This window comes from Halomonas alkaliantarctica (assembly GCF_029854215.1).
Classification (GTDB): domain Bacteria; phylum Pseudomonadota; class Gammaproteobacteria; order Pseudomonadales; family Halomonadaceae; genus Vreelandella; species Vreelandella alkaliantarctica_A.
In genome coordinates this window covers 2,158,292-2,173,358 of the sequence record NZ_CP122961.1, presented here as the reverse complement: position 1 = coordinate 2,173,358, position 15,067 = coordinate 2,158,292, and the positions used below count along the sequence as shown (strand labels likewise).

18 protein-coding genes and 1 tRNA gene are annotated in these 15,067 nt (G+C 55.5%); 6 read left to right on the top strand and 13 right to left on the bottom strand.

Annotation, left to right across the window (positions count from 1 at the left end; translation table 11 throughout):
• Positions 1-10: 10 nt before the first annotated feature.
• On the bottom strand, positions 11-322 hold the full coding sequence (locus tag QEN58_RS09950) for an SCP2 sterol-binding domain-containing protein (RefSeq protein ID WP_280103538.1): 312 nt from the start codon (positions 320-322) through the stop codon (positions 11-13).
• Positions 323-519: 197 nt separating this feature from the next.
• On the opposite strand from QEN58_RS09950, the gene sohB reads away from it, so the two are divergent.
• Entirely contained in the window at positions 520-1,563 is a 1,044-nt protein-coding gene (gene sohB / locus QEN58_RS09945; RefSeq protein ID WP_280103537.1) for a protease SohB, read from the top strand.
• Positions 1,564-1,580: 17 nt separating this feature from the next.
• On the opposite strand, the gene QEN58_RS09940 is transcribed toward sohB, so the two are convergent.
• Entirely contained in the window at positions 1,581-1,901 is a 321-nt protein-coding gene (locus tag QEN58_RS09940; protein ID WP_022523354.1) for an ArsR/SmtB family transcription factor, read from the bottom strand.
• Positions 1,902-2,152: 251 nt separating this feature from the next.
• Between QEN58_RS09940 and QEN58_RS09935 the strand changes: the two genes are divergently transcribed.
• The 3 genes from QEN58_RS09935 to QEN58_RS09925 all read left to right on the top strand — a co-directional run bounded on the left by QEN58_RS09935 (position 2,153) and on the right by QEN58_RS09925 (position 5,841).
• Positions 2,153-4,126, top strand: coding sequence for a propionyl-CoA synthetase (locus tag QEN58_RS09935; protein WP_280103536.1), 1,974 nt, complete (start codon positions 2,153-2,155; stop codon positions 4,124-4,126).
• 200 nt (positions 4,127-4,326) lie between these two features.
• Positions 4,327-4,995: a 7-cyano-7-deazaguanine/7-aminomethyl-7-deazaguanine transporter gene (locus tag QEN58_RS09930; RefSeq protein WP_280103535.1), complete on the top strand. Its 669-nt coding sequence runs from the start codon at positions 4,327-4,329 to the stop codon at positions 4,993-4,995.
• Positions 4,996-5,037: 42 nt separating this feature from the next.
• Complete coding sequence (locus tag QEN58_RS09925; RefSeq protein WP_280103534.1) at positions 5,038-5,841, top strand: alpha/beta fold hydrolase; 804 nt, start codon at positions 5,038-5,040, stop codon at positions 5,839-5,841.
• 35 nt (positions 5,842-5,876) lie between these two features.
• Here QEN58_RS09925 and QEN58_RS09920 read toward each other — a convergent pair whose 3' ends face one another.
• Positions 5,877-7,262: a 3'-5' exonuclease family protein gene (locus QEN58_RS09920; RefSeq protein WP_280103533.1), complete on the bottom strand. Its 1,386-nt coding sequence runs from the start codon at positions 7,260-7,262 to the stop codon at positions 5,877-5,879.
• A 38-nt stretch (positions 7,263-7,300) separates the two neighbouring features.
• A complete protein-coding gene (locus tag QEN58_RS09915; protein WP_280103532.1) occupies positions 7,301-8,437 on the bottom strand; it encodes an ABC transporter substrate-binding protein in 1,137 nt (378 codons plus the stop codon).
• Positions 8,438-8,590: 153 nt separating this feature from the next.
• Here QEN58_RS09915 and QEN58_RS09910 point away from each other — a divergent pair, with 153 nt between their 5' ends.
• A complete protein-coding gene (locus QEN58_RS09910) occupies positions 8,591-10,297 on the top strand; it encodes a potassium/proton antiporter (protein ID WP_280103531.1) in 1,707 nt (568 codons plus the stop codon).
• A 48-nt stretch (positions 10,298-10,345) separates the two neighbouring features.
• Positions 10,346-10,436, top strand: a tRNA-Ser gene (locus QEN58_RS09905).
• Between the two features lie 43 nt (positions 10,437-10,479).
• Here the strand turns inward: QEN58_RS09905 and QEN58_RS09900 are convergent.
• The 9 genes from QEN58_RS09900 to QEN58_RS09865 form a co-directional block, all read right to left on the bottom strand.
• Entirely contained in the window at positions 10,480-11,622 is a 1,143-nt protein-coding gene (locus tag QEN58_RS09900) for a tyrosine-type recombinase/integrase (RefSeq protein ID WP_280103530.1), read from the bottom strand.
• Entirely contained in the window at positions 11,529-11,837 is a 309-nt protein-coding gene (locus QEN58_RS19505) for a helix-turn-helix domain-containing protein (RefSeq protein ID WP_425270281.1), read from the bottom strand. The genes QEN58_RS09900 and QEN58_RS19505 overlap by 94 nt, the downstream gene beginning before the upstream one ends.
• A gap of 1 nt (position 11,838) precedes the next feature.
• Positions 11,839-12,354, bottom strand: coding sequence for a hypothetical protein (locus QEN58_RS09895; protein ID WP_280103529.1), 516 nt, complete (start codon positions 12,352-12,354; stop codon positions 11,839-11,841).
• Entirely contained in the window at positions 12,351-12,818 is a 468-nt protein-coding gene (locus tag QEN58_RS09890) for a hypothetical protein (RefSeq protein ID WP_280103528.1), read from the bottom strand. Before QEN58_RS09890 ends, QEN58_RS09895 begins: the two co-directional genes overlap by 4 nt.
• Entirely contained in the window at positions 12,815-13,078 is a 264-nt protein-coding gene (locus QEN58_RS09885; RefSeq protein WP_280103527.1) for a hypothetical protein, read from the bottom strand. The genes QEN58_RS09890 and QEN58_RS09885 overlap by 4 nt, the downstream gene beginning before the upstream one ends.
• Positions 13,075-13,695: an HNH endonuclease signature motif containing protein gene (locus QEN58_RS09880; protein ID WP_280103526.1), complete on the bottom strand. Its 621-nt coding sequence runs from the start codon at positions 13,693-13,695 to the stop codon at positions 13,075-13,077. The genes QEN58_RS09885 and QEN58_RS09880 overlap by 4 nt, the downstream gene beginning before the upstream one ends.
• Complete coding sequence (locus tag QEN58_RS09875; protein ID WP_280103525.1) at positions 13,688-14,377, bottom strand: hypothetical protein; 690 nt, start codon at positions 14,375-14,377, stop codon at positions 13,688-13,690. Before QEN58_RS09875 ends, QEN58_RS09880 begins: the two co-directional genes overlap by 8 nt.
• A 1-nt stretch (position 14,378) precedes the next feature.
• A complete protein-coding gene (locus tag QEN58_RS09870; RefSeq protein ID WP_280103524.1) occupies positions 14,379-14,648 on the bottom strand; it encodes a hypothetical protein in 270 nt (89 codons plus the stop codon).
• Between the two features lie 104 nt (positions 14,649-14,752).
• Positions 14,753-15,067 (bottom strand): hypothetical protein, encoded by a 315-nt coding sequence (locus tag QEN58_RS09865; protein WP_280103523.1) that lies wholly within the window; start codon positions 15,065-15,067, stop codon positions 14,753-14,755.

Sequence of the window (15,067 nt, the reverse complement as noted above, 5' to 3'; positions counted from 1 at the left end):
GATAGGACGATTACTCGCTGGGGAATAAGCTAGTCAGCTTAGTGGCCAGCATGACATTACCGGTGGCTTTAAGCTTGCCGGTCATAAACGCCGTCATACCATTGATTTCGCCGCTCATAATGCCTTTTAGCGTGTCAGTGGTTAGGCTTAAGCTAACAGAAGGATCGTCGTGCTCACCCTCTTGTACGTCCAGCGTGCCATCTTGGATATTTAAGTAGTAGCTGCCCGCATCGGTAAAGTGAAACTGGAAAACTTCATCCATGTCCTTTGCCGCTTCCGGATTAAAACGCGCTTTTAGCTTCTCAAGGGTATTGTTCGACATAACATATCTCTCAATTAAGTAGATGGGTATTAAATAGTTCAGGCCAAGGCTAGCGACCGTAACCAAAAGAAATAATTGTAAAGGCATGCGAGGTTATTTCATACGAGCGTTCTAATCAAGCGCTGGACTCACACTTCGCAAACGCATATACCAACGCACGAGTCATAAAGGAATCAAGCCTCTAATGGAGAACGTCAATGAATGAATGGGTAGCGGAAATAGGCACCTTTATTGTGCAAACCACCGTCGTGATGGCGCTGATAGGCATTGGCTTGCTGCTGATTGCGCGAACCAAGCAGGACAAACAGAGTGACCTGAAGCTCACTATCGAGCCTCTCAACGATCAGCGTCGCCGCCGTGTGCGGCGTTTGCGCATGGCCGCCACGCTTCCTGGCGCGCGCAAAAAACTGCTGAAACTATTTCGCAGCGAAGATAAAAAGCGTCAGAAAGCAAACAAGGCCGAGCAAGACGCCACGCCAACGTCGCGAGTGTGGGTGCTCGACTTCCATGGCGATCTGAAAGCTTCGCAAACCGAGCATTTTGCTCAAGAGGTGTCAGCTATTATTGGTGTTGCCGCTAAGGAAGACGAGGTCGTGGTGCGCCTTGAGTCTGCGGGTGGCCTGGTGCATGCCTATGGATTGGCAGCAGCACAGTTAGACCGGCTGCGCACGGCGGGACTAACCACGACCGTTTGTATCGACAAAGTGGCGGCGAGCGGTGGTTACCTAATGGCCTGTACCGCACAGCATATTAAAGCGGCGCCGTTTGCGGTGATTGGCTCCATCGGCGTAGTGGCGCAAGTTCCCAATATTCACCGGTTGCTTAAACGCCACGATATTGACGTCGAACTGCTTACCGCCGGTAAGTACAAGCGCACCCTGACCGTGCTAGGGGAAAACACCGAAGAGGGTAAGGCAAAGTTCTTAGAGGACTTGGAGAATACGCACCGCTTGTTTAAAAGCTATGTGGCAGAACGGCGCCCCGCCATGGATATCGACACCCTTGCTACCGGCGAAATTTGGTACGGCAGCGAAGCATTACCCCTACAGCTTGTCGACAGCGTAGGGACCAGCGAAGCCTATTTGGTGGGACGTATGTCTGAGGCGCAAGTATTCACGGTGAAACTAGAAGCCCCCAAAACCTTCAGCCGTAAACTTGGTTTAGCCGTGTCGGAAGGCGTCGAAAAAGCCACGCTGAAAGCGCTTGGTGTAATTGACGCCGCTGGATGGCAGCGGCGCTGAAATTAAACCTTGAAACGTTAGGCGGCGTAATGGTGTGCCAAGGTATCGATCACGGCCTTGGCACTTTCACTGCTTAACGAATAATAGATCGTTTGTGACTCCCGCCGAGTATCAACAAGCTCATCACGCCGCAAAATGGCTAAGTGCTGGGAAAGCGCCGACTGACTTAAGGCAAGTTGTTGATTGATTTGCGTTACTGACAGCTCTTTCTCGGCAAGAAGGCAGAGTATTTGCAGCCGTTTCTCGTTAGCCAGCGCTTTAAGCAGGTTAGTTCCCGCTTCAATAGCACGACAGTTATGTTCAAGCAGGCGTGTAGCGGCGCTTGTAGAAGCAGACATAAGGTTCTCCTTGCCTACACTGTTACATCAGCGTTTTATAAGCATTGTTATACGTTGTTTAAGGCATCGACGCGTCGCGAGGATCAAGTTGTTTAATGATCAGTAATTTAGTGAGTTTTGTCCAAGCTGTTGTTTAACGATTAATCAATGGTAGTTATTCGCTACCTTGTCGACAATGTGAGGGTTCGTCTACCGCTTTGGTCGCTATTTAGCCCATAGTATGAGGGTAAAATGTCGGTTTCCTTTATACAGTGTCAACAATCCTTCTTAATCGCTACTACAAAAAAGATAGGGACACCATGAGCCGCTACCAACACACCTTCCAACGCTCCATCGAACACCCTGAATCGTTCTGGGCCGAGCAGGCCAAACGTATTCCCTGGTATACGCCGCCTCAAACCATCCTCAGCTACGATGAGCAAAACCCTTCGCAAAAGCATGCACGCTGGTTTAGCGATGGTGAAATGAATCTTAGCTACGCTGCGCTGGATTACCACGTCGAAAATGGGCGCGGTGACCAGGCGGCGATCTTCTGGGACTCGCCTGCTGCACAGGCCAAGCAGACCATTACCTACCGCGAAATGCGAGATAAAGTGGCGTATTTCGCGGGGGCGCTGGCGCGGTTGGGCGTTACCAAAGGCGACCGTGTGGTGATCTACATGCCGATGATCCCCGAAGCCTTGGTGGCGATGTACGCCTGCGCCCGGCTTGGCGCTATTCACTCGGTGGTATTTGGGGGCTTCGCCCCCCACGAGCTGGCGGCGCGGATTGAAGACGCCGAGCCTAAAGTGGTGGTCGCCGCTTCCTGCGGAATCGAGCTGGGCAAGGTGTTGCCCTATAAACCGATGGTGGATCAGGCCGTTGAACTAAGCGCCCATAAGCCGGATACCTGCGTGGTTTATCAGCGGGAAGCGCACCGGGCTGAATTGGGGCCAGGCGATCACGATTGGGAAGAGCTGGTTGCGACAGCACCATTTGCTGAGTGCGTGCCGGTCAAAGGTACCGACCCGCTGTATATCCTGTATACCTCCGGCACCACCGGCAAACCCAAAGGTGTGATGCGCGATACCGGCGGCTACGCGGTGGCGCTGGCCTATTCGATGCAGGCGATCTACGACCTGGAGCCCGGCGATGTGTTCTTTACCGCCTCGGATGTGGGCTGGGTCGTCGGGCACTCCTACATTGTTTACGCCCCTTTGTTAATGGGTTGCACCACGGTGGTGTACGAAGGCAAGCCGGTAAAAACCCCCGATGCGGGCAGCTTCTGGCGGTTGATTGAAGAGTACCGGGTGAAGAGCTTCTTCACCGCGCCCACGGCGTTTCGCGCGATTAAGAAAGAAGATCCCGATGCCAAACTGTTAGAGAACTACAATATCAGCAGCCTAAAGCATCTCTACGTGGCCGGTGAGCGCCTCGATCCCCCCACGTTTCACTGGCTGGATGACCTTTTGGACGTGCCAGTGATTGACCACTGGTGGCAAACCGAAACCGGCTGGCCAATAGCTGCTAACTTGCCCGGTATAGAGCCTGTGCCTACCAAGGCGGGATCCGCAACGTTCCCCGTTCCCGGCTTCAATGTGCAAGTGCTCAACCGCGACGGCGAGCAGGCAAAACCCATGGAGCAGGGTAGTGTGGTGATCAAACAGCCCATGCCGCCGGGTTGCTTGACCGGCGTTTGGCGTGACGAGAAGCGTTTTCATAGCGCTTATATGGCGGCGTTCCCCGGCTACTATCTAACCGGTGATGGCGGTTATTTCGATGAGCAGGGCTACTTGTTCATTATGGGCCGCACCGATGATGTCATTAACGTTGCGGGTCATCGGCTTTCAACAGGGGAAATGGAAGAAGTGGTCGGCGCCCACCCAGCGGTGGCTGAGTGTGCAGTGATTGGGATTCATGACGATCTGAAAGGGCAGCTACCAATCGGTCTGGTGATTCCTAAAGATGGTTTTGATGGCGATGAAGCCACACTGGAGGCCGAGCTGATTGCGCGGGTTCGTGAGCATATTGGCCCAATTGCCTGCTTCAAGCAGGTGTTAGTGGTCGATCGTTTGCCCAAAACCCGCTCGGGTAAGATTCTACGCAAGCTGCTGCGTACGATTGCCGACGGCAAAGAGTTTGGCATTCCTTCCACCATTGATGACCCCACCAGCCTGGCCGATGTTCACGCCGCCATGCGTGATCGCTCGGTAGGCGCTGCGGACAAAGCCACACCGCTGGATTGATGCGGCTACATTAGCCAAGTGCGAGGGCATGCAGATTGCTAAGGGGTGGCAGGTTCCATCCCTTGGCTTTTAATATCATATAGAAGCCGTATAATGCGCTCCCCAGAATGGCGTAGGGGTTTTTTAAAAAGCTGACCGACTGCGCTTACTGCCCGAGGGTTCCCTAACCCCTCTTATCTATTAAAAAAAGGTCTATCCGCATGTTCGCATTGAGTGAGACTCAGCACCGCCGTTGCCTAATGGTGATGGTGGCTTTCCATATCGGCATTATTGCCGCCAGTAACTATCTCGTTCAGCTACCGTTTACGCTGTTTGGCTTTCATACCACCTGGGGCGCATTTAGCTTTCCCTTTATCTTTCTAGCCACCGACCTAACGGTGCGGCTGTTTGGTAAAGGGCCTGCGCGATCGATTATTCTGCGCGTTATGCTGCCCGCGCTGCTGGTCTCCTACGTGGTATCCGTGGTATTTCCCCGCGGCAGCTTCGCCGGGATTGAAGCGCTTTCGGAGTGGAACCTGTTTGTCGCCCGTATCGCCCTGGCCAGCTTCCTAGCCTATGTGATTGGCCAATTGCTGGATGTTCAAGTGTTTGACCGCTTGCGCCAGTGGGCATGGTGGGTAGCTCCGGTTTGCTCAACGGTGCTGGGTAACCTGGCCGATACTTTTGCATTCTTCTCGGCGGCGTTCTATAACAGCCCAGACCCGTTCATGGCCGCCAATTGGGTAGAAATCGCCGCAGTCGACTACGCGATTAAGCTCGCCATCAGCCTGCTGTTTTTCCTGCCGCTGTATGGCCTGCTGCTTGCCTGGCTAACTCGCCGTTTGGTGGTTTGGACTGGACAGGTAGATGCCACACCGCGCACGGCTTAATAGCGAAACACCCCACAGAGGCCACAAGGCTTAGGAGCTAGCATGACTGACGTTGCCACCGTTGATCTCCATTTTATCGATATGCCTGCCGAAGGATCCGCCGCGGATACTACTCCGCTGGTGGTGATTCATGGCTTGCTGGGAAGTGCCGATAATTGGCGTTCGCACTTGAAAGTGTGGCAGCGCAGTCGCCGAGTGATTGCACTGGATCTGCGCAACCATGGCCGCTCGCCCCATGCAGAGGGAATGCGTTACACCACCATGGCGGATGACGTTATCGCGCTACTCGATAAGCTCTCGATCGAGCGCGCTCACGTGCTGGGGCACTCCATGGGTGGCAAAGTCGCGATCAGCTTGGCGCGTTTGGCGCCTGAACGGGTGGCGTCGCTGATTGTGGCCGACATTGCCCCGGTGGCTTATGAGCACGGCCACGATGATGTGTTTGCCGCGCTGGACAACGTGCGGGAAGGGCAGCCCAAAAACCGTCGTGAAGCCGATGATCTGCTGGCCGAGCATGTGGATTTCCGGCCCACGCGGCTGTTCTTGGCCACCAACCTGGTGCGCAACGACGATAACGTGATGGCGCTTCGGGTAGGCTTAGATCAGATCAAGCGCGGTTATAGCGACATCATCGGCGTGCCTGACGGCGAGAAACCCTATGAGGGCCCGGCGCTGGTGCTGCGCGGTGGCGATTCTCACTACGTAGCCGACGACATGCTGCCCGCACTGCGAGAGGTGTTGCCCCGCGCCCGAGTGGTAACGCTTAAAAATGCCGGTCACTGGCTACATGCCGACCAGCCGGAGGCCTTTCAGCAGGCGGTCGAAGCGTTCCTTGACGCCCAGTAGAGGCATGCTCAGTCATACAAACAAACGCTGCCTTATCAGAGCGGCGTAACCGTTAAGCCGTGCTGCTCTGGATAACGTAAAAAACGGTTCAAAATGCGGTAGCTATCTACATCAAAGCTGGCGGGTGTTTCCGCCAGCGTCTGCGCTTTATTAAAACTTGCCGCGCTGCCCAGATAGCACCATTGACGAACGACATGCCATGCAGACGCTGTCGCGCCCGCTGACTTCTCCTCAATCGCAATACTACCCGGCCAGGGCCATACGTTGACCTGAAGCTGAATGAGCGCTTCCTGCGCCCGCTGGGTATGCGCGGCTATCGTCTCCTGCCCATTGCACGCCCCACGGCACTTACCCACCTGATTGGCAAAACAGCGCCCCTTACCTTTTTCAAGCCCCAACACCCGAGGGCAGAGCTGCTGCTCTTCGGCAATGGTGCGCAAGGCGTTCTTGGCCTCCCGCGCATTACGAAACAAACCATACAGTGTGCCGCCTAGTGGCTGGGTCAGCGCGCTACCGCTAAGTAACTCAGGGTGGTCGGCTTCCTCCGCCCAGTGCCAGGTAGTTAACTTGCGCTGCTTGCGCAGTTGCCGGTTCATGATCGGCATTAACGTTTTAACCAGCTGCGCTTCACGCAACTGGGCGCCTAAATCGCCGGCGGTCTCTTCCCACTCGATATGCTGCACCTGCTGGGCGAGGCGCATCTCTTTGTCGTCTTGGTGGTCGCGCTGAAAGTGCCCCAGTACGCGGCTACGTAGGTTGATGCTTTTGCCCACATACAGGGGCAGCCGGTTGTGACCGTAAAACAGGTAAACCCCAGGGCAGGCGGGTAACCCTTCCAGTTGAGCGCTATCCAGGTGGGCGGGCAGCGTGCGGTGGCGGCGCTCATCGCCCAGCAGGCGCTGCCAGGCTTCATCACTATGCTCAACATGCCACGTTTGCCAGAGTGACCAAAGCGCATCGACATCGTCTCCGGCACGGTGGCGGCGGGTGGGTGTAATGCCGTAGCGGTTAAGCAGGGCTTTTAGGTTGTGCTGGCGCTCTTGGGGCGCTATTCGGCGGGATAAGCGCAGCGTGCATATCAAGGCCGCACGGTAATCCTGCCCGGCACGCTTGAATTCGTTGCGCAAAAAGCTGTAGTCAAAGCGCGCATTGTGGGCCACTAGCTGCCCGTCGCCCAGCCACTCCCGAAGCGACTCCGCTATCTGCGCAAAGCGTGGCGCATCAGCCAGCATGTCGTCGCGAATCCCAGTCAGTTGGGTGATTTGCGCGGGCACTTTGCACTCTGGGTAAATTAAGCTCGACCAGCGGTCAACCAGCTCGCCGTTGACGACCTTGAGGGCGGCTATTTCGGTAACCCGATCCCTTGTTGCGCGAGTGCCGGTGGTCTCAACGTCTACAAAAATGAAAGCTGTTTCGCTCATGGGCCGCCATGGGAGTGGGTAAGAATGTCGATACGTGGTTATAACGTGTGGGGATCAACCGCTAAACGCGAAACGGGCAACGTCTCTTCAGTAAGGTCCATTTGGTGTAAAAAGGTTTCAAACCCAGCGTAGCGTCGGTTATCTACCGCCGCAGGGCTCAGCGCTATACGGCGTAGGATGTCCTCCCAGGCGCTGGCGTTAATGTCATTGTCGAGTACAGGATGCGCGCTAATCAGCAGTTCCCAAGCCGCATCAGGGTTGTCAATAATCCAATGGCTTGCCTGCTCAACGGCAAGCACGAAGTGAGACCAGGTAGCGCCGCGGCGGGCAAGCGTATCGCTATTGGCGAGTACCACCAAACCGTCATTACGGGGAATATCTAACTCATCGAAGCGAATGACGTGGGTGTTAATGCCTTCAGTTGCTAACTGCTGGGGAAGGTAGTGGTAAAAGCCATCGGCGACGGCGTCAATTTGGTTCTCCCGCATGGCTCGAATGGGGTCAAAATGCAGGTTGACCGGTGGGGTAAAATCATCCGTTTGCTGCACCGAGAGGGGCAGTAAACGAGGAATACTCAAGTCGCGGCCTTCATCAGTGGTATAACCGTAATGTAACTCTGCCAAGGTACTTTCGTCTTTCACCTGTTGCTCACCCGTCACAATGACCGCTGTTAGCGAGGTTTCGATCAGTGTCGCGATTCGTGTAATCGGCGCACCGTTATGGGCATGGAGATGAAGCAGCGGCTGGCGGGTTAAGGCCAAATCGACTTCGCCTGCGGTTAGCAGCTTGATGGCAATAGAAGGGTCGGCCGGTGACTGAATTTCTACCTCTAGCCCCTGGGCCGCGTATAGCCCGCGCTCTTGAGCAATCACCAAGGCTGCATGCTGGGGGCTCAAGTACCAATCCAGCATCAGTGTGATGCGTTTAACCGGCGGTGGTACGAGAGGCGGTGCCGGGGCCAGAGCCATGGTGGGCACCTCCTCGACGTTTTCACTATCGCTGGTTCGCCACAATGCTTCAGGCACCTCAACGTCTGTGTTTAGCGTCAGCGGGGCCGTTTCTTGAGGGCTTTCTTCGCTCTCTTCATTTGCGTAAATAACGGAATTAGAAAAAAACCAAGTAACGATGAGACTCAACAAAAGAGGGTGCCAGTAGCGCGAGAGGCAACGCAACATAGTCAGTAGCTCCAGAGATTGTAACGGCGAAGTGTAGCCGCCTGGCGAAGCTTCTGACCAGCCCTTTGAGCATAAGGGCGCGCTGAGAAGAGACGGTAAATTCAACGGTTACATGCAATAATAGCGCTGTATTGATGTTAGAGACGGAGAGTCATGGACGCAATTTATACGTTCTTTTTGGTAGGCGGTTCCCTAATGGCGCTCAGTATTCTGGCCAGCCGTCTATCGTCAATGATGGGTGTGCCGCTGCTGCTGATCTTTCTCGGGCTAGGCATGCTAGCAGGTGAAGAGGGCGTGCTGGGCGTCGTGTTTGACGACTACTCCATGGCCTTTGCCATCGGCCATCTCGCGCTGGCCATGATTTTGTTAGACGGTGGCTTACGTACACGTCTCAAAACTTTCCGGGTAGGTTTTAAACCCGCACTCTCTCTGGCCACCTTCGGGGTCTTTATCACCAGCGCCATTGTCGGCGTTATCGCAATGTGGATTTTTGACCTAACGATAGTGCAGGGCCTGCTGGTCGGCGCCATCGTGGGTTCTACCGATGCCGCTGCGGTTTTCTCCATGCTCAGCGGCCGCGGCGTTAATCTCAACGAGCGGGTAGGGGCGACGCTGGAGATTGAGTCGGGTACCAATGACCCGATGGCGATTTTCCTGACCCTGATGCTGGTTGAGCTGTTAGTCGGTGATATTGGCGGCCCCTTTGAAACCCTGCTGTTTTTTATTACCCAGTTTGGTATTGGTTTGATAGTCGGCCTGGGGGGCGGTTGGCTAAGTGCCAAGCTGTTGCGCTGGCTCGATTTAGCCCCTGGCCTTTACGCCATGTTGGCGCTGGCGCTGGGGTTCAGCGTGTTCGGTTTAACCAGCGTGCTGGGCGGTAGCGGCTTTTTGGCGATCTACCTGGCCGGCTTGATGATTGGTAACCAGCCTGGGCGCCATCTTAACTTTATTCTCCCTGTGCACGATGGCTTGGCATGGCTAAGTCAAATCGGCCTGTTCCTGGTGCTTGGCCTGCTGGTTACGCCCAGTGAGTTATGGGACGTGGCGTTGCCCGCGGGTTTAGTGGCGCTGGCGCTGATCTTTATTGCCCGCCCGCTGGCCGTACTGATCACCATCAAACCGTTCTTTAAATTCCGCTGGCGGGAAACCTTCTTTATTGCCTGGGTAGGCTTGAGAGGGGCGGTGCCTATCGTGCTGGCTATATTTCCGGTCATCGGTGGGGTCGAAAACGCTTCGCTCTACTTTAACGTCGCCTTTGCCGTGGTATTGATGTCTTTGTTGATTCAGGGTGGCTCGCTGACGCTGATGGCCAAGTGGTTGAAGGTGGAAGTGCCGGTAGGCACCGTGCCTAACCGACGCGGCCCGTTGGGCATCCTGCCGGAAAATGACTTTGAGCTATTTGTATACGGGGTCGAGAACCAGGACTTGGAGGACGTGCCCATCCGGCTGCTGCGTTTTCCTTCTGGGGCGCTGATTTCAGCTCTGTTCCGCGACCACACCATGCTGCACCCCAAAGGCAGTACACGCTTGAAACTAGGCGATGTGATTTGTGTGATCGGTCGCTCAGAAGACTTGTACGCCCTTAATCGGCTCTTCAATGGCGATGCCAAGCTCAAGCAGGAGCGCGCCTTCTTCGGTACCTTTACCCTGGATGGCAGCGCACAAATGCAGGATATCGCCCAAGCCTATGGCCTAACGCTCAGCCCCGGTGAGCAAAACATGACACTGGCGGAATTTATCGCCCTGCGCGTGGGAGGCCACCCGGTCATCGGGGACGATGTAGACTGGCACGGCATCCATTGGGTGGTGAGCGATATGGAAGGCGGAAAAATTACCCGCGTCGGGTTACGTTTGTACTAAAGGCGTTGACTTCCAAGGAAAAGCTGTTAGTATACGCACCCATAAGCCGGAGGGATGGCAGAGCGGTTGAATGCACCGGTCTTGAAAACCGGCATAGGTTAATAGCCTATCCAGGGTTCGAATCCCTGTCCCTCCGCCACCTCGATATTAAAACCCCTGATTCGTCAGGGGTTTTTTCGTTTCTAGGCTCTGCGTTTCCTGCCAAGCAAGCCTTCTATTAACTGTACCGGTCTTTCACTGTGTCCAGATTGTGTCTGGCGCTGTTTAGCAACCTCTGCCGGTGAACCGCCTGTTGTGCGATTTCCTAGCTGGTTAACAGCATCCCGTGCGCGGTGCGGTGCCAGGTGCGCGTACTTCTCTGTCATCTTCACAGTGGAGTGCCCGAGCACCTCTTTTACGTCCAACAATGGCACTCCTTCACTAACCATCCAGCTGGCGCAGGTGTGGCGCAAATCGTGGATACGGAAGTTCGTAATACGCGCACGGCTACACGCGCTCTTAAAACCCTCCCGCAGATTCCCCAATCGCTCACCATCAGCCTTAGCGAACACCCATTCGCTATGAGGGCAATGACTGGCTACCCACACCCACCGACGCCTTAACGCCGCGAGAGCTTCATCATTGAGCGGTACCGACCTGCGCTTTGCACTCTTGTTGTCTTCACCTTCCAGGTGAAGTAGGGCATTATCAAAGTAGACGCGTGACCAGGTCATCTTGAGCAGTTCATTCATGCGGGCGCCGGTATTGAGGCCCAACAGAATGAAGTCTGCCAACCGATCACCACTGCGCTGTGTTTTAGCTGCCTCTACTAATCTGTCCGCTTCTGAGTGGGTTAACCACCGCACGCGTCCCTCTGGCTCCTTGAGCATCCTGCCTCTAACAGGGTTGCTCATGGGCCACTCTAATTGAATGATCGCGTGATTGATCATGGCGCTTAAAATTGAAAGCTCACGATTGATGGTTGCCGGCTGCACACCGTCTTGCTGTCGGGCTGCTATGAATGCTCGCACGTCATCCCCTCGCATTTCCTCCATTACGTAGTCAGGCCCAATGTGGTCATAAAGCCTAGCGACTCGGCGCTGAATATCGGCATATGAACGCTTGTGCTGACTGGCGCTAAGGAACTCGGCTGCGACCTCAGCAAAGGTATGCTGGGGTGCTTTGCCCCAGGCGTTTTGCTGATAGAGTTCAGATCGCCACTTCGATTCCAACGCTTTCGCTTCCCGATAGTCTACCGTCCCAGTAGAGCGTCTAATCGGCGCACCGCCTCCCGGCGGGGTGATTTTGGTCCACCAATACGGTGAGCCTTTACGTTTATGGGGCATGGTGTTTCTCCTTGTACCACGCCGGGCGCACTATTAGTTTGCGTCTCGGCGCAGCCGGCGTCTAGCCTTTGCCGTAGTCGTTCTGCGTGGATCATTCGGCGCTTACCTAGCCAGACGACCGGTAAAGTGCCGTCATCCATCCAGCGATACACGGTAGCGACGGACACGCTGAGCGCTTTGGAAGCCTCTTTAGGGGTATAGGTAAGCACCTCCATATCAATCTCCCGTATAACGTTGGCCGCCGGGGCCCCAGCCTTGACCATCACGCCAGTGGCGTTCCTGGCGCGCTATGCTGTCGTCTATTGCCTGCTGGCGCTGCTGATCGATGAGGGCTTGCACCTCAGGGTTTTGGGCGATGCGACGCAGGTTTAGCAGTTCCTCCTGCTGGCGCTGGATAATGCCGGTGGCCACTGTTGCCACTTCCCAGCAGTCGGCGGGTGTTTCCCCGTTGTCACGCACTTTCCCCAAGCCATAACATCCCCCACAGGGCTTGTCGCGATTGCCTTTGATCTGATCGTGACCTGCACCCAGGCAAATAGGGCAGTCGTCCGGTGCAAGCGCTCGCCACTGTGTTTCCCATTCCTGCAGACTGGTAATGCTATCGATGCCTTTATCTAGGTCGCGATAGAGCACCAACCACTTTCCTTCCAAGTCCGTTCCAGCGCCCTGGTGCTGGGCAATCTCCTGAAATTTCCCGCCACGTTCTCGATGGGTATGCGTCGCGTTGGTCATGTCTTCCCCGGGGCTGGCAGCAATGGGGGCATGTCACCTGACTGATAAGCGCTTTCTACTTGGGGCAACATCCAGTGGCCAACCGTGTTCCCATTGGGTAATACGATATGCGCGAGAAATTCCTCCTCGAATTCGGTAATGCCAGACTCAACCGCTTCCAGCTTGGCTTTAATGACCAGGGAGAGGGCGCGCCACCGCTGGCGGCATGCTTGTTCCCAAGCTTTCGTGGCTTGTGCCGGCGCCCGTTCGCGGCCCGTTTCGGTTTGCGTAAAGTCACGACTGTTGCGATCAGGCATGGAGAGATCGAAGCGGATCCGGCGCCCGTTCATCTGGAAGGCCATTACGGCGGTACCGCCATCCCATCCATACATGAAGCCGCTGGCGCCGTACCTTGATACGGTTTGCTCAATCTCTGCGCGGCTGCGCTCACTGGAAACGCCTGTGTTCTCTGCGTATCGGCTCACCGTCCACTCCCTAAGGCTGGAAGCCCTTCCTCATCGATCAGCTCGCCGGCGGGCATGAAGGTACTGCCTGGTGCACGCTTGAGGAGCTTAAGCCTTTCGTTTTCAGCCCGGGCGCTATCCACTAACTGCGCGGATACATCGCTAACGGCTTTTGCCCGCTGGATCTCTTCTTTCAAAGCATCCCCCTTGATGCTTTCATCACCCAGGCGCTCAAGCTGGGCAAACAGGTGATTGCGTAAGTCGTCGATTTTGTTCTTCATGCCTGCTTGCTCCTGCGATTGATTTTGCGATTTAGAGCTCCGCGCAGCTGAACGATTTGCGGCAACGGCTCGGGTAGATTGAGGTAGCTGTTACGTCGCATTAACTCGGCGCGGCTGATTAGCTCCAGGTTGGCTGACGCGAAGTTGCGCTTGTCACCGTCGCGGAATATCACAGCGTGGCCTTTGGGTACTGGCCGCCCGTTGTGCTTTTCCCACTCAATGTGGCTGACCGCTACCCAGTCCCTGGGCGGGTATCCGGTGTCGGTCATCTTGCGTTCCAGATAGTCATCTTTAGTGACGCGCTCGCTGCCGATCGGTAACCACGTTGCTGGTTTGTGGCCTTTCTTGAAGCGTGTGCGCTCGCTGCCTGGTGGGCTGAAGTGCGTGCCCTTGTTCCAGGGCGTCAAGTTCGGCTTAAAGCGGCCTGGCTTTTCGCGCTCCATGTACTCGGTTGATTTCCGCCAGCCGTGGTTAATTGCCTGATTTTTGATACTGGAAGCGCTTCGGCGGAACATTTTCGCAAGGGTGGCGTTGTTGGTGTCCGGGTAGTTCGATTTCAGCGCGGCTAGATCCTCTGGAGACCAAGGCTTGCCGTTGTTGGCGAGGTAGTTAGTCATGGCTTGCCTCCCCAATATCAGCGGCGGTAAGCGTGTAGGGCTGGGTATTCAAGACTTGATAAAAGTCGGGGTCGCAATAGGTGGTTGCCCATGCCTCGATGAGCGTTTGCAGCACTTGAATCTGTGGTTCGCTGGCGCTGGGATAATCTTCGGCCACTTCGCCTGCATCGTCTTCGGCCTGTACCTGCATGCCTTCTATCACCAGCTCATCGATATTGGTGGTGAAGTCGGTGGCTTGCGCATGGCGCTTGGTACCGAAAAAAACCGTATCGCCTGCCTGCAACTGGCGCTCTTCGATCAGCTCCTGCAGATCGTCATGGTTGAATGTTTCGTCATTGGTCGACCATACGATGTCAGGCGTTGCTGCCTTTTTGCTGGCGGCCGCTTCGGTGCGCTCAATGGCGTCATACTGCGCTGCCAGTAGGGCCATGGCTTTTTCGATGTTTCGTTTAGGGTTCCGGCTGGGTTTGAACCAGGCATCGTCCCAGGGCCAAAAGGCGGGTGGCTGGCCATCCAGTGCTGACTTTCCACCTTGCAGCACATCTTCTGCGATACAGGCATAGCAGGCCGCTGCCGCTGCTAATTGGCCCTCTGTGTAGCAGTCGTCATGGGATGACGTGAAGCCCTCTTCATTTATTTGGCGAAGCCGTTCTTCCAGGGCTTTGATGATCGCTTTTGACATGTCAGTTACCTCCTAGCTGCTTAAATGGACGTGACAAGGCATTCATACTGGTGAGAATGATCGCCTTTCTACGCTCTGCGGCTTCGTGTGCTTTCGCGTTCAGCTCGGCGAGGTGCGCTTGCATATCCACTTGATCGACGAGCGCTTGCCCGCGTTTGCCTTCGCTATAACGGCGGGAAATGGTCGAGACATGTACGCCGTGGCGTTTTGCTAACTCGCTGAGCGTTACGCGTTCGCTGGTGGCGGGATCTTTCGTGTATATCGCGCTCATGACTGAACCTCGCTGTCCTCATTTTTTTCGCCGGCGTCGCCCTCTGCTGGCGCTGGCGTTTTGAATATCCGGTCAAACTGTTCGTCAAAATTCATAGCAGGCCTCTACATGCCACTGGCCATTTCACGGTGGCCGTCGTCGGCGGGGTAGTTGGGGTTGTGATAGCAAAACTCTGAGCGGATCCGATGGGGGAAGTGGTAGCCATCGCAGTAGCATGTCTGGTACCGCCAGCCGCGCCGATCCGCCCACTTATCGATGCGCAGCGTGTCGAACTCCCCACAGCTTTTGCAGCGAATGCGGCGTAAATACTCAGCGGGGTGTTTGGCTTTTACCTGACGGGCACCGCAAGACCGGCACCGGCAATGGCGGCGGCGGTTGCCGACGATGATTCGCTGGCCAAGCCGGTTGAGCATGTACAT

What these genes read in the sequence shown, in the direction of transcription:
- QEN58_RS09950 (WP_280103538.1), bottom strand. Translation starts at nt 322, where the DNA reads ATGTCGAACAATACCCTTGAGAAGCTAAAAGCGCGTTTTAATCCGGAA.
- sohB (WP_280103537.1), top strand. Translation starts at nt 520, where the DNA reads ATGAATGAATGGGTAGCGGAAATAGGCACCTTTATTGTGCAAACCACC.
- QEN58_RS09940 (WP_022523354.1), bottom strand. Translation starts at nt 1,901, where the DNA reads ATGTCTGCTTCTACAAGCGCCGCTACACGCCTGCTTGAACATAACTGT.
- QEN58_RS09930 (WP_280103535.1), top strand. Translation starts at nt 4,327, where the DNA reads ATGTTCGCATTGAGTGAGACTCAGCACCGCCGTTGCCTAATGGTGATG.
- QEN58_RS09925 (WP_280103534.1), top strand. Translation starts at nt 5,038, where the DNA reads ATGACTGACGTTGCCACCGTTGATCTCCATTTTATCGATATGCCTGCC.
- QEN58_RS09920 (WP_280103533.1), bottom strand. Translation starts at nt 7,262, where the DNA reads ATGAGCGAAACAGCTTTCATTTTTGTAGACGTTGAGACCACCGGCACT.
- QEN58_RS09915 (WP_280103532.1), bottom strand. Translation starts at nt 8,437, where the DNA reads ATGTTGCGTTGCCTCTCGCGCTACTGGCACCCTCTTTTGTTGAGTCTC.
- QEN58_RS09910 (WP_280103531.1), top strand. Translation starts at nt 8,591, where the DNA reads ATGGACGCAATTTATACGTTCTTTTTGGTAGGCGGTTCCCTAATGGCG.
- QEN58_RS09900 (WP_280103530.1), bottom strand. Translation starts at nt 11,622, where the DNA reads ATGCCCCATAAACGTAAAGGCTCACCGTATTGGTGGACCAAAATCACC.
- QEN58_RS19505 (WP_425270281.1), bottom strand. Translation starts at nt 11,837, where the DNA reads ATGGAGGTGCTTACCTATACCCCTAAAGAGGCTTCCAAAGCGCTCAGC.
- QEN58_RS09895 (WP_280103529.1), bottom strand. Translation starts at nt 12,354, where the DNA reads ATGACCAACGCGACGCATACCCATCGAGAACGTGGCGGGAAATTTCAG.
- QEN58_RS09885 (WP_280103527.1), bottom strand. Translation starts at nt 13,078, where the DNA reads ATGAAGAACAAAATCGACGACTTACGCAATCACCTGTTTGCCCAGCTT.
- QEN58_RS09880 (WP_280103526.1), bottom strand. Translation starts at nt 13,695, where the DNA reads ATGACTAACTACCTCGCCAACAACGGCAAGCCTTGGTCTCCAGAGGAT.
- QEN58_RS09875 (WP_280103525.1), bottom strand. Translation starts at nt 14,377, where the DNA reads ATGTCAAAAGCGATCATCAAAGCCCTGGAAGAACGGCTTCGCCAAATA.
- QEN58_RS09870 (WP_280103524.1), bottom strand. Translation starts at nt 14,648, where the DNA reads ATGAGCGCGATATACACGAAAGATCCCGCCACCAGCGAACGCGTAACG.
- QEN58_RS09865 (WP_280103523.1), bottom strand. Translation starts at nt 15,067, where the DNA reads ATGTACATGCTCAACCGGCTTGGCCAGCGAATCATCGTCGGCAACCGC.